At 62.1% G+C, this 13,178-nt stretch carries 12 protein-coding genes and 1 tRNA gene; 8 read left to right on the top strand and 5 right to left on the bottom strand.

The annotated features are described in order from the left end of the window. Positions 1-32 precede the first annotated feature (32 nt). Positions 33-737: a glutathione S-transferase family protein gene (locus tag ACZ89F_RS30830; RefSeq protein WP_476095953.1), complete on the top strand. Its 705-nt coding sequence runs from the start codon at positions 33-35 to the stop codon at positions 735-737. A gap of 18 nt (positions 738-755) precedes the next feature. Here the strand turns inward: ACZ89F_RS30830 and ACZ89F_RS30825 are convergent, their stop codons facing one another. From ACZ89F_RS30825 to ACZ89F_RS30810, 4 genes are all read right to left on the bottom strand, one after another. Then, entirely contained in the window at positions 756-1,103 is a 348-nt protein-coding gene (locus tag ACZ89F_RS30825) for a hypothetical protein (protein ID WP_476095952.1), read from the bottom strand. Between the two features lie 85 nt (positions 1,104-1,188). Further along, on the bottom strand, positions 1,189-1,809 hold the full coding sequence (locus tag ACZ89F_RS30820; RefSeq protein ID WP_476095951.1) for a nucleoside triphosphate hydrolase: 621 nt from the start codon (positions 1,807-1,809) through the stop codon (positions 1,189-1,191). A 111-nt stretch (positions 1,810-1,920) separates the two neighbouring features. Beyond that, positions 1,921-3,021 (bottom strand): hypothetical protein, encoded by a 1,101-nt coding sequence (locus tag ACZ89F_RS30815; RefSeq protein ID WP_476095950.1) that lies wholly within the window; start codon positions 3,019-3,021, stop codon positions 1,921-1,923. A 124-nt stretch (positions 3,022-3,145) separates the two neighbouring features. Continuing rightward, positions 3,146-4,960 (bottom strand): methyl-accepting chemotaxis protein, encoded by a 1,815-nt coding sequence (locus tag ACZ89F_RS30810; RefSeq protein WP_476095949.1) that lies wholly within the window; start codon positions 4,958-4,960, stop codon positions 3,146-3,148. Between the two features lie 218 nt (positions 4,961-5,178). On the opposite strand from ACZ89F_RS30810, the gene ACZ89F_RS30805 reads away from it, so the two are divergent. The 6 genes from ACZ89F_RS30805 (at position 5,179) to ACZ89F_RS30780 (ending at position 10,034) form a co-directional block, all read left to right on the top strand. Continuing rightward, positions 5,179-6,069 carry a D-alanyl-D-alanine carboxypeptidase family protein gene (locus ACZ89F_RS30805; protein ID WP_476095948.1) on the top strand — a complete coding sequence of 297 codons (891 nt, stop codon included), beginning with the start codon at positions 5,179-5,181 and terminating at the stop codon, positions 6,067-6,069. Positions 6,070-6,802: 733 nt separating this feature from the next. Continuing rightward, positions 6,803-7,720, top strand: coding sequence for a DUF1003 domain-containing protein (locus ACZ89F_RS30800; RefSeq protein WP_476095947.1), 918 nt, complete (start codon positions 6,803-6,805; stop codon positions 7,718-7,720). 217 nt (positions 7,721-7,937) lie between these two features. Continuing rightward, a tRNA-Arg gene (locus tag ACZ89F_RS30795) sits at positions 7,938-8,014 on the top strand. A gap of 283 nt (positions 8,015-8,297) precedes the next feature. Next, positions 8,298-9,131 carry a TIGR04255 family protein gene (locus ACZ89F_RS30790; protein ID WP_476095946.1) on the top strand — a complete coding sequence of 278 codons (834 nt, stop codon included), beginning with the start codon at positions 8,298-8,300 and terminating at the stop codon, positions 9,129-9,131. Positions 9,132-9,250: 119 nt separating this feature from the next. Continuing rightward, positions 9,251-9,604: a hypothetical protein gene (locus ACZ89F_RS30785; protein WP_476095945.1), complete on the top strand. Its 354-nt coding sequence runs from the start codon at positions 9,251-9,253 to the stop codon at positions 9,602-9,604. Then, positions 9,582-10,034, top strand: a complete 453-nt coding sequence (locus ACZ89F_RS30780; protein WP_476095944.1) for a hypothetical protein — start codon at positions 9,582-9,584, stop codon at positions 10,032-10,034. Before ACZ89F_RS30785 ends, ACZ89F_RS30780 begins: the two co-directional genes overlap by 23 nt. A gap of 355 nt (positions 10,035-10,389) precedes the next feature. Here ACZ89F_RS30780 and ACZ89F_RS30775 read toward each other — a convergent pair whose 3' ends face one another. Then, positions 10,390-11,508, bottom strand: coding sequence for a LacI family DNA-binding transcriptional regulator (locus ACZ89F_RS30775; RefSeq protein ID WP_476095943.1), 1,119 nt, complete (start codon positions 11,506-11,508; stop codon positions 10,390-10,392). Positions 11,509-12,100: 592 nt separating this feature from the next. Between ACZ89F_RS30775 and ACZ89F_RS30770 the strand changes: the two genes are divergently transcribed. Continuing rightward, positions 12,101-13,063 carry a sugar-binding protein gene (locus tag ACZ89F_RS30770; protein WP_476095942.1) on the top strand — a complete coding sequence of 321 codons (963 nt, stop codon included), beginning with the start codon at positions 12,101-12,103 and terminating at the stop codon, positions 13,061-13,063. Positions 13,064-13,178 lie beyond the last annotated feature (115 nt).

Raw genomic sequence — 13,178 nt, 5'->3', positions numbered from 1 at the left:
GCTCGGCGCCAATCCCCATTCAGGAGTTTTCCATGGCTGACCTGTCCGCCTTTCCGATTGCAACACGCTGGCCGGCCAGGCATCTGGACCAGATACAGCTTTATTCGGCCACAACGCCGAATGGCGTGAAGATATCGATCGCCCTGGAGGAGCTCGGCCTGCCCTACGAGCCGCATCTGGTCAACATCAGCAAGAATGAAAGCTGGACGCCGGAATTCCTGTCGCTCAATCCCAACGGCAAGATACCGGCGATCATCGATCCGAACGGTCCCGACGGCAAGCCGATCGGCCTGTTCGAATCCGGCGCCATCCTGCTCTACCTCGCCGAAAAGACCGGCCTGCTCATGCCTGTGGACGCCGCGCGTCGCTACGAGACCATCCAGTGGGTGTTCTTCCAGATGGCCTCGGTCGGGCCGATGTTCGGCCAGGTCGGCTTCTTCCACAAATTCGCCGGCCGCGAGATCGCCGACAAGCGCCCGCTGGAGCGCTATCGCGATGAATCAAAGCGACTGCTCGGCGTGCTGGACGGCCGGTTGAAAGGCCGCAAGTGGATCATGGGCAATGATTACACCATCGCCGACATCTCGCTGCTCGGCTGGGTGCGCAACCTGATCGGCTTCTACGAAGCGCGCGAACTCGTCGGCTTCGACGATTTCGTCCATGTGGGGACATGGCTGGAGCGCGGTCTGGCGCGGCCGGCGGTGCAAAAAGGCCTGACCATACCCGCCAAGGCCTGACGCAAACTTTGGAGAAGGCTACTTTGCCTTCGCCTTGGCTTTTGAACCGCCCTTGCCCACCACGGAGGCTGCAAACGATGCGGTGCCCCTTGCGGCGATGACGACCGCACCCGCAGCCACATTGGCCGCGGCCTTGACCGTGCGCATGGCGCTGCCCGAGATCGAGGCATCAGCGCTCGCTGCCTTTTTGGGCTTTGCGGCTTTCGGCGCGGTTTTTGCCGTTGTCGGCACCACTTTCTTCGGCGCCGCCTTGCCGAATGCCGGCTTGGCGTCCTTCGAGCGCTCGGCGATCGCCGGGCCGGCGCCTGCCTTGGATTGGGTCGCCTTGCCCTTGGCGGGCGCGGGCTTTCTTGCCTTCTGTGCCATCGGACGGAATCCCTGTTTGGCAAAATTGCCTTGTCGGCGATAACGGCCTGAATGTCTTAAGGTTCCCCTTGCGCAATCCGTAGAATCAAGCGGAATCGCCGATCACCAGATCGGCGGCCCGGCGGCGAGCAATAACCCGGTCGATATTGGGCATGTCGTTGGAGGCGATCCAGGCGCGCGCATCCTCGTCGGAGCGGCCGTGCCCGTGCCAGCGCTCCAGCAGGCGGCGCTCGAGTTCATTGCGCGGCACGTCGACGAAGATCGAGAAATCGAACAACGGCGCCAGCCGCGACCACGGCTCCTCGTCGAGCAGCAGGTAATTGCCCTCGACCAGGATGAATTTGGTTTCGGTGGCGACGATCGAGGCGGCGGCGCGCGACAATTCCATGTTGCGGTCGAAGACCGGGATGGCAATGTCGGGTTCGCCGGCCCGGATACGCTTCAGCAGGGCCTCGAAACCGGCAAAGTCGAAGGTTTCCGGAGCGCCCTTGCGCGCGCGCAGGCCGCGCCGGTCGAGCACGGCGTCGTCATAGTGGAAGCCGTCCATCGGCACGACTTCCGAAGCACCTTCGGGCAGCAGCTCATGCAGCCGTGCCGACAGCGTCGACTTGCCGGCCCCCGGCGGCCCGGCAATGGCGACGATGAAGCGGTTTGCCTTGCCGGCACGCTTGAAGATGGTGGCGGCGAGATGGGCGATTTCGGACATGAGAGCCTCTCCGGCAGGAGCTTCAAATCCACCATGTTCCGCATGATGATTTCGGCCACATCTTGGCGGCAGTTCGTGGAAATTTCAAACCCTGTGGCTGCGCAAATCCGATCAGGCAGCCGCCGTTCGCCCGATGAGCAGGAAATCGCTGTCGAAGGGGACCTCCCAGGACGAGACGCCGGCCACCAGCCGCATGCGGCCATCCGCCGTCGCGATCTCCTGCGGCGGCTCGCCGCCGGAGAGCGGCATGGCGCCGATGACATGGCGAAAGGAAACGCTTTGGCCTTCGCCCAGCGCAAACGCGGTTGCCACGCCTTCGCGCTTCAGCCAGTTGTCGCCGATCGAGGCGGCATGGCCGACGGCGGCGCGGCCGTCCTCGATGCCGAGCACGCCAAGGTGGCGGCCGCTCCAGGGCGCGTAGTCGCGCCCGCCATTGCTGAGCCACAGCATGGTGATCGGCAGCTCGGCCGGGTTCTTCAGCACCAGCACCAGGTCCGCTTCGGCCTGCCGCGCAAGCGCGGTCCAACCCGGCCCGCCATGATCGGCCTCGACCAGGGTGATGAAATCCTCGCGGCGGTCATCCATGCGGTATTGCGTGAGATCGAGCGTACCGCCGCCGGCGGCGGGAAAATGGCCGAGATCGGCGGACCGTGCCGGATAGGCCAGCATGAAGCGGCCGCGGGCGGGGTCGGGCTCCAGCGGATCGTCCAGCGTCGCGGCAAACCGCTTTGGCGAAAAGGCAAGCCTGCCGCCGCCCGTCATCGCCGTCATCGGGTGATGCGCGACCGAGATCGCGCCATGGCCGCCGCAAAACTCATGCTCCTGGTAGAGGAAGGGATGATCGTCGCGCAGCGTCAGGATCTTGTCGACGCTCGCGCCCATGACCTTGTGCCGCAGCCGGTAGACCGCGCGCCAGCCATCCTCTGTCGCGGCACTTTCGACGACATCCCAGGCGCTGTTGGCCGGCCAGCCATGCAGCGGCGCCTCCTCGACATCGCTGCGTGAAAACGGCGCGCAGAGAAAATCGCCGGACAGCCGAACCGTGCCTTCCGGCAGATTGTCCGGCAGCGTCTCGTTGGCATCGACCCAGGGTGCGCGGTGCAGCGGCTTCAGCTGCCGCCCGCCGCCCTCGACCACCATGTCGGCGATGTGGCCGACCGTGAGGTCGAGCGAAACCGAAATGCCTCTGGCCTTGATGGTGCTGACAGTCATTGCGCTCTCACCGATTCTGAAGGCGCAAACAGAACCCGTTCGGCGCCGGTTGCGCAAGCTTGATGTCGGCATTTCGCATCAGTTCTCACTCTCCCAGAGGGCCCACAAGGGAGGGTAAGCAGATCTACTGCCGCTTGTATTCCCGCACCGGCGACTTGGTGTCGTCGGTGTAGGTGACCTGCACCGACATCGATGTCACGCTGTCGGCGACCTTGAAATAGGGCTGGTAGTCGTAGGGGATGGCGTAAGGGTCCTTCTTGTCGCAAGGCGGCATCTTGATCTCCTTATCGAGTGCCGCGCCGTTCAGGCTGTAGTGCACCTGTTTGATGGCGCAGCGGTAGGACAGCATCTGGGTGAAATAGACCAGGCCGTGATTGCCGCTGGCATCGAAGGCGATCCACGACGTCCAGAACTGGTCGAGGATCTGCTTGTTGCCTTGCTGAAGGGCTGTCTCCGGATCGAAGCGGATGTCGAACGGGCCGGTCTCGCGGCCCCTGATATCGAGATATTTGATGGCGATGATCCCGGCCACGGTGCTGTCGGGCAGCTCGAAACTCGGATTGGCCATCGGCTTGCCGGTCGTCTGGTCGTTCATGGCCAGAAAACCGGTGTCGGTGAACGGGCCGCTGTCGCCCATGCGCCAGGAGATGGCGGTCGCCGGCTCCGGCAGCGAGATGGTCATCGACCAGCCCTGGTTGGAGCGCATCGGCGTCAGTGAAGGCACGAAGCGGGCGGGGTCGAGCACATCGCCAAGCGCTGCCAGCCGGCTGCGGCTGCGGTCCAGCCAGTCGGCCAACTGCGTCTGGTCGACGAAATATTTCAGCAGTCCGCCATCCTTTTCGTAAGACACGAATTTGGTCAGCGCCTTGGCCTCGTTGCGCTTGTCGGCCAGCGTCTGGGCGCCGAGGCGGTCCTCCGAAAACTCCTGCGCCAACAGGAAATAGGCCGGCGCGAAATCCGCATGGGCCGCGATGAAGGCGTTGAGCTTGTCGAGGCGCTGGGCGTCGTCGAACTGCTGGATATGCACCAGCTTGACCGACAGCGCCTTGCCCCTGTCGGCAAGCGCGCCGAACACTTCGCGCGCGCCGGCCTTGCCGTCCTGCACCCGAAGCAGCGTGGCAAAGCGCGTATAGGGGTCGATGGCATCGACATCGAAACCGGCAAAGGCGAGATAGGAGCGCCGCGCGTTGAGCATGTCGCCGGACAGCTCGTAGACGCGGGCATTGTGGTAGAACTCGTCCGGCCGCTTCGGCTCGGCGATCGCCCCGCCCTGTGCGGCGAGCGCGGCAAAGCCCTTGGCGATGGTGTCGATCGATGCGGCGATCTGCTGCGTCGTCGCCTGCAGCTTCTCGGTCCGGGCCTGCTGCTGCGCCTGGCCGGCGGCCAGCGTCTCGGTCTGTTTCTTCACCTCTTCGGTGGTCTTTTGCACCTGCGCCGTCTGCTGCGTCTGCTGCTGCTGGGCGTTAGCGATCTCGTCGGTCTTCTTCACCACTGTGTCGGCCGACTGCTTGACCTCTTCGACCGTCTTCTGCGTTTGCGTGACCGTCTGCTCGATCTTGGCCACCTTGGCCGAAACGATGCCGATCGATTTCTGCAGCTCGGCAATGGCCGGCACCAGGCTGGCGATCACCCCGTTCTGGGCGTTGGTCTGCTGTTGCAGGCCGTAGACGCCGCCGGCGACGGCCGCGGCACTTGTGGCGAAGATCAAGGCCGGCAGCGCCTTGGCCGCCAGCACCAGCCTGAGCACGATGGCAATTGCGATGATGGCCGCAGCCACCGAGGCGACGAGCGCGATATAAGCGGCGAACGGCGCCAGTGGATTGAGCACGTCGCCAACGGCGCCGCTGATGAAAGCGACGCTGCCGGCCCATTTGCCGGTGCGGCTGAGCGATGCCCTGATAAGCGAGGGCGCTGCGCCCCCGGCTCCGATGTCAGTCATGCCAAGCCCCCAAGCCCTCGAATACCACGCCCCTTCCCACAGGAAACGCGGCTTTGGCAAGGAAAGACATGGGGAAACGGGCGTTTTCGGGGCGGACGGCAAGCCTGCGAGGCCTCGACAATCCCGGGCCTGTCAGCCATTAACCAAATGGACGCAACAGCCGCGTTACGTTAGCTTCGCCTCATCTCAGCAACAGCTTGACCCGAACAGACTTGCCCTTGTCCAACCTGCGTCCCCTTCCGCTCATCCAGAGAGTTTTTGCGGCACTCGCCCTGCTGGTGCTGCTGGCCGGCTGCACCACCACGACGCCGCCCGACAGCGTACTGGCCGTGCCGGCGCCGGCGCAGAAATATGCCGCCATCGTCGTCGATGCCAGGACCGGCAAGCAGCTGTTCGAGGTCAGCTCGACGGCGCAGCGCTACCCGGCCTCGCTGACCAAGATGATGACGCTCTATCTGCTGTTCGAGGCGCTGGAGTCCGGCCGCGTCACCAAGGAAACGCAGATCCCGGTATCGGACCATGCCGCCTCGCAGCCACCGACCAAGATGCGCTTCCGGCGCGGCGAGAGCATCGACGTCGATTCGGCGATCCGCGCCATCGTCGTCAAATCGGCCAATGACGTGGCGGTGGCGGTCGGCGAATATCTCGGCGGCTCGGAGGATCAGTTCGCCGCCATGATGACATCCAAGGCGCGCCAGATCGGCATGACCAGCACCACCTTCCGCAACGCATCGGGCCTGCCCGACGACAGCCAGATGACCACCGCGCGCGACATGGCGGTGCTCGGCATGGCGCTGCATCAGCGCTTTCCCCAGCAGTTCCACTATTTCTCCGAAAGCGATTTCATGTTCCGCGGCAGGCTGGTGCGCGGCCACAACGACATGCTCGGCCGCGTGCGCGGCGTCGACGGCATCAAGACCGGCTACATCAGGGCCTCGGGCTTCAACATCGTCACCTCCTACAACGCCGACGGCCGCAACCTGATCGTCGTGGTGATGGGCGCCGACAGCGCCCGCCAGCGCAACGATCACGTCGAAGCGCTGATCCAGCGCAGTTTATCGCCGGCCATGGACGGCACCAAGACGAGGCTGATGTTCGCGGAGCAGTGAGAAGCGGTCCGCGCAGCGGACAAAAAGCCAATTGCTTGGCTTTTTGAATGACGAACGCCCTGAGCCTGCGAAGGGCGAGCTGCCGGTAGCAAGCATCGCGCCCGGCTGCCCCTGACGGATTGCCCGGTGAAGGCAACTGTGCTATAGATTTGGCCATGGTGCTGATTTGCGCCAATTGATCCACTGTGACCCGCCGCAAGGCGGGTTTTTGTTGCCGTCGCATGCCTCGGCGATCGGCGCAACTTCGTCATCCACGGGCGAAGCAAGGAGCGAAGCGACGCGGCGCAGACCCGAGGATCCATGCCGCGACTTCAAAGCGCCGCAGCGGTGCAGAACTTTGCGGGACGCTGGCGGGACAGCACCCCCCTCTGTCCTGCCGGACATCTCCCCCGCAAGGGGGGAGATTGGATTTCATGACTGCTTTCGCCAATCCTCAACGCCGAAAAGAAAGCGCCATCGGAGCAAACTGCTGATCTCCCTCCTTGCGGGGGAGATGTCCGGTAGGACAGAGGGGGGTCCGCCAACATCGGGCAAGTTCTTCACCGCAAGCGACACTCGCAGGTCATCGCATGGATCCTCGGGTCTGCGCGTCCGCTTCGCTCCCGCTCCGCCCGTGGATGACGAAGTTGGGCATCGATCAAAAAGACTTGTAGTGCTGCGAAATCCGTCGCGAAGCTGGCGATGTTGCGGCATAGGCGTATCGTCGCCCAGCACCTCAGCAGGAGCCCGCACCATGAGCACCGTCCCGAAAGCACCCGAGCAGGCGGCGGAGAACGACAGCGGCGGCGAATATTTCGAGGCGCCGATCGTCGGTGAGCACGAGGCCGATCCGGGTTCGGACGAGCACCTCGAAACACCTGACGTGCCGGACTCCGAACCATCCGCCCCAGGCGCATCGCGCGGCAAGCCGAAGAAAAAACCATCGGCGATATCGGGCCGCAAATTCCGCAAGCGCGATCTGGTGCGCATCGACACGCTGCGCCCGAGCCTCGCCGACCGCATCCACGCCGATCACCCGGATCTGCCGACCGGCGCCCGCATCAGCCGCGCCGAGCTTGGCCGCTACCGCATGCGCTACATGGAGGAGCTGCTCCAGCAGGAGCACGGCGAATTCTCCGAGCTCGACCGCCAGGTGGTCGAATCGATCGCCCGGCAAGACACGATTTCCGAAAACTCGGAGGAGGAGTTCGAGGAGCACCGGACCTTTGCCGACCGCGTCTCCGACAACATGGCGGCCTTCGGCGGCAGCTGGTGGTTCCTGATCTCCTTCGGCAGCGTGCTTCTGGTGTGGATCGGCATCAACCTGCTCGAGGGCACGACGAGCGCCTTCGATCCCTACCCCTTCATCCTGCTCAACCTGCTGCTCTCCTGCATCGCCGCCATCCAGGCGCCGATCATCATGATGAGCCAGAGGCGGCAGGAGTCCAAGGACCGCCTGCGCTCCTTCAACGACTACCGCGTCAACCTCAAGGCCGAGCTCGAAGTGCGCCATCTGCACGAAAAGCTCGACTACCTCATCTCGCGCCAGTGGACGCGACTGGCCGAAATGCAACAGATGCAGCTGGATGCGATGCACGAACTGACAGGGGCGAAGAAGCCGAAGCGGGCGGTGAGGCGGAGGCGGGCAGTGAAGAGCGAGACGGGGCAGTGAGAGGGTTCCTCGCCCCCACAAGGTGGGGGAGAGGTGGCTCGGCGAAGCCGAGACGGAGAGGGGGAGCGCCATATCCAACAAGCGGGCACCCGTGAGAGGACCAACCCACCATGCGATGCCGCCAATCTCCAATTGCCCGTTGAAGCCCGCGCCTGCTTCCGCTAAGAAGCCGTGACTTGCCGGTTCACCGGCTGGTTCGTTTTCCGGATTCCGGGAAGCACCCGTAGCTCAGCTGGATAGAGCGCTGCCCTCCGAAGGCAGAGGTCACAGGTTCGAATCCTGTCGGGTGCGCCAAATTTCTCAATGAATATCAGCTGTTAGGGCAGGCTCGTTTTGTTTACCCTCATACTTACGTGCAGAGAAATGCGAGAACAGAACGGCAACTTGCAGGCAGTTTCCGTACAAAACCCGTATAGGGAATCCGGCTTCGTTCTAAGAACCGAGCTGCTTACTCGTCAGACCTCCGCCGGGCGAAGGCTTGGCAAAAAGTGGCTGCGCCATAAATACTGCACACCTTGGGAGTGCGGCGCCACTTGTATTGCAAGTTACTCTGAGGCAGTGTCCGGACAAATTGGGGGTGCTTCGTTTTGCTATTTTCGTATGGGCCGCAGCCGTGACAAGGCCTAAAGACCTGCCCGATTTTGGCAGTCCGCCGCTCGATGAGGTGGTGTTGGGAGTCCAGTTTGCACGCCACCCAGGGTACACGGATCTGTTCGCTTGGCAGGTCCGGGAAGAATTTAAAGCGGAGTTCCCAAACTACGTTGAAGTCCCCCGGCTCGATCCCCGCTTTGAGGTCTTTGGCGGGGCCGAAACGATGTCAAACTTCCAAATCTCGTTCTCAAACTCCGAGCCGAGTAAACGCTATTGGTTCATCGCCGAGGACGATAGCCATCTTCTGCAATTCCAAGACGACCGATTTCTACTAAATTGGAGGAGACGCGGCAACCGTGCCTATCCCCGGTACGAAGCTATTTCGGCCATGTTTGAAGGTTTTCTCGCCCGCCTTCGTACCAAATTTAATGACGAGCGATCGCCACTAGAGATCAACCAAGCCGAGGTTTCCTACATAAACGTAATTCCTCTGAGCGACGGCACTCGGCTTAACGACTGGCTGAGCATTGTGCGGCCAACAGGCTTGAATATAGAGCAACTCAACGCCAATTTCACGGAAGTGGTTTTTTCATCTGACGGAAAGCACCCTGTCGCTAGGATGCACTACGAGGTCAGCCTTTACAGTAGCCGTGAGGTTAAGAGAGCTATCCGACTTGGAATTACCTATCGAGGAGCCCCAAGCCAAACGGAAGGGCCTTCAGTTGGGAATTTTCTTGCGGCCGGTCGTACACAAATCATCAAACGATTCTGCGATATAACAACCGAGCAGGCGCACAAGATATGGCAACGAAAGCAATGACGAGTTCGTCAGTCGCAGTGTACTCGACCACGTCGCATTGGAACCGTGGAAGGGACAGTGAGTGGGCTGTTCACCGCCTCATCGTCCAAAACCCCGATTATGCTTGGTCGGAAGCCGTTATGGGCAAACTCGACGAACTGGTGAAATTGCCGACTGGATGGGACGGCTATTTCGGAAAATCCGTCGATTTCACTATCGCGTATTTCGCAGCAAATCTCTTACAGGCGATCTATGTGCCAGGCGCGCCATGCCCCAGCCTGGTACCAGGGTCGGACGGTACTTTGCAGATCGAATGGCACACCTACGGCCTTGATATTGAACTCGACATTCTGAGCGTCAACAAGGTCGACTGTTTGATTGTTGATAATGGTGGCGCGCAGCGCGCAGAGCTCACTGTCGACTTCAAGATCGTGAGGGCAAGCATCGACGAAATGGCAAGGCGAGCTGCTAATGCTGTCCCAGCCGCCGCGTGACGACGACGGCAATGTGATCCCGCATGATCACGCCGAGATTCTTCCCGGGGATACCCTAATTCGCCGTGTCAATCCGGCCCAGCACGTAGTGATGGATGAAAACCGGAATTGTCGTAGGCTGTCTTCTAAGCTGATGAAGCCTCAGGGTGGCGGCATGTCCGTCGATCATGAGAGGTCGATTTTGGAAGAGGGTAATGACCCTGTTGCCTTTGTCAGAACGCCCATTTATGTGGCAGCTATCCAATTCCAAGCGCCAGACGCTCGAGCAGTAGCACTACGGATTGGCTACGATCCGGTGGATGGCAATCCGTACCACTGCGAAGTGTGGGGCACCGCTCCTCGAGCCGATAAGTTTACCGGATCGCAAGAAAAAGCATTGCTGAACGCTTGTGGCTGGTACATTCCAATCGATGGCGTCGAGATCCGGTAGTTGGCCAGTAAGCTTGGGAAGCTAGCCCTATCGACCGGGTTCCAACGGCTTGCCTGTAAAATGCGCCAAAACGCGCTAATTGGAAATCAATGGGTTACGCCGCGATTGTAAAAAAGGCTTTCCCACGGTCAGCGGAGCCAGTCCGCCTTCGCCGCCCGTCGCGTAAAAGCGTGCTCAACCTCGAAGAACAGCCTCTCTAGGTCTCCGCGGCCCCTCTGGATGACCCGCTGAACCAAGACCATACTCCCTTCGAAGGACCATGCTGTTCCTTCATGATCCTGCCGCAATTGTTGCTTTGGAACTTGGCTACGAAATTGGCTCTGTCGAGCGCGCAACGCCCATTATACTCATCTATTCAGCCCGCCACCCCCCTCACGCTCTCCCGCTCCACCAGCGGGCACTCCAGCTTCGTAATCGGATACCGTCCCCGTCCAGGCGCCGCCGGCGCCTCCAGCTGTTCGATCGCCCATTGGCCCATCGCCATGTGCGGCAGGATCGAGGTGGTCAGCGGCGGGAAGAGGTGGCGGGCGATTTCCTCGTCGTCGTAGCCGACGACGGAAATGTCCTGCGGGATGTGCAGGCCGGCTTCCTTCAGCGCTTCGTAGCAGCCGATCGCGGTGCGGTCGTTCTGGCAGAAGATGGCGGTGGGCTTGTCCTTCAGCGCCAGGAGCTTGACGGTCGCGGCGTAGCCGGCGCTGGCCGACCAGTCGCCCTCGACCACCAGTTCCGGATCGAACGGGATGTCGGCGGTGGCGAGCGCGCGGCGGTAGCCTTTCAGCCGGTCCTGTGCCGCCTGCATCCACGGTTCGCCGGTGATGGTGGCGATGCGGCGGTGGCCGTGGCTGATCAAATGGCGGGTCGAGCTCTGGCCGCCGGCGATCTCGCTCGGCACCACGGCCGGGAAGGCGTAGTCGGCCGTGTAGCAGTTGAGCAGGATCACCGGGATGTCGAGGCCGTAGAGGTAATCGGGCGCTGTGATCTCGCGGGTGAAGATGGTCATGTAGATCAGCGCCGAAATGCCCCGCTTGGTGAGCGCGGCGATGGCGCGCGGCTCCATGACGGAATCGCCCAGCGTCTGCGCCACCAGAAGCACGTTGCCGGCATTCCACGAGGCCTGGCGCGCGCCCTCGATGGCGACCACGGCTTCCGGGCTGGTGGCGAGCTGGTCGACGGCAAAGCCGATCACCCCGTCGAGTCCCTCGAAAGCGGGCCCCCCGAAGGCCGGCAACGCCGGGTGAAGCGCCTCGAAAGCGGGCGCGGTATAGCCAAGGGTCCGCGCGGCCTCGATCACCCGTTCGCGGGTCTGCTGCGACAGCTTGATGCCGGGCGAATTGTTGAGCACGAAGGAAACGGTCGCCTGCGAGCAGCCGGCGGCCCTGGCGATGTCGGTCATGGTGACGCGGCCCCTGGCGCTCTTCGCCGGCGCCTTGCGTCGCTTCGCCGTGTCGATGGCCGGATCCTTCGTGTCGCTCATGTCACTCCCCAGCCTGTCTAGCGGCGGCCTGTCGGGCCGGCAAGATGGCGTGACGCCGTCGACTTATAGAGATCGTCACGCGAATTTATATCTATTAGTAGCCTCGAGGTCTATCCATCCTGCATCTTCATACAGCCCGAAGTTCAAACGGCATAAGGCATAGGCTTTGGCGCAGGAGAGGCTGCGGTTCGCCAGCGGATGTGCCGCGAACCGCAATCATGCCCAGGGGTATCGCCTCGGAACTAATACTGTTTACTAATACAAAAATGCGCTGTACCGTCAATCCGTCGCGTCCGGCCGGTTGGGTCCGGGAGCGGCGGAAGTGTACGCGGATGGCCCGACGGCAAGCGGATCTACCCCCGCAAGCCTTGTCTTGTATATGTGATATGTCAGACAAATCGGACTATTTACGAACGAGGGATGAGTCTCTAAGGTCCATGATCGTGGCTGGAACGACGCCATTCTTTCGGTGCCGGGAACCCCTTTGAGGAGGAGGGCGTCCAAGCTGCAAACGGCAAAGTCAGGTCAGTGCCAAAATCAGGTTAGTGCAAGATCGGTCAGTCTGACGACTGAACCAAACGGGAGGTTGAACATGAAATCCTTGATACGAAATGCATCCGTAGCCGCCACCGCGCTGCTGCTTGGCCTGTCGGCCACAGCAATCGCGCGTGCCGACGACAAGCCGACGCTGGCCTTCGTCGTCAACGGCGCTTCCGATTTCTGGAAGGCCGCCGAAGCCGGCGTCAAGAAGGCGCAGGGCGAACTGCCGGACTACAATCTCGAGCTCAAATATCCCGAGCAGTCCTCGGTCGCCATCCAGCAGCGGCTGATGGACGATCTGGTGACCGCCGGCGTCAAGGGCATCATGGTCTCGGCGGTCGATCCGAAGACCTCGACCGATGGCCTCAACAAGATCGCTTCGGAAACGGCGCTGTTCACCACCGATAGCGACGCTCCGCAGACCAAGCGCGTCGCCTATATCGGCTCGTCCAATGTCGATGCCGGCAAGCAGGCGGCCGAAATCGCCAAGAAGGCGATGCCCAATGGGGGAAAATGCCTCGGCTTCGTCGGCCTGCTCGGCGCCGACAATGCCAAGGAGCGCATCCAGGGCATGAAGGATGGTCTGGCCGGCACCAAGATCGAGCTGATCGACGTGCGCGGCGACGACATCGACCAGGCGCGCGCCAAGAAGAATGTCGAGGACGCGCTGGTCGCCAGCCCCGACGTCACCTGCATGGTCGGCTTCTACTCCTACAACACGCCGCGCATCTATGAAGCGCTGCGCGACGCCGGCAAGCTCGGCTCGATCACCGTTGTCGGCTTCGACGACGATCCGATCACGCTGGGCGGCGTCAAGGAAGGCACCGTTGCCGCCACCGTCGTGCAGCAGCCCTTCGAATGGGCCTATCAGGGCATGAAGCTGATGGCCGCCTATCTCAAGGGCGACAAGTCGGGCATCCCGGAAGGCGGCCTGATCATCATCCCGACCAAGATCATCGGCAAGGATGACGTCGACGCCTACGCCGCCAATTTGAAGGCGATGGCCGGAAACTAAGACTTGAAGCAGTTCAGCCGGCTCAACTTGATTTGAGCCGGCTGCTCGCATTGACGAACCACGCGAGGATCGTCAGTCTGCCAAAAAGTCGGCCCGCCAATCGCTGTCAGGCATG

It is taken from the genome of Mesorhizobium sp. USDA 3734 (assembly GCF_056279665.1).
This window is presented reverse-complemented; position numbering and strand designations above follow the sequence as displayed.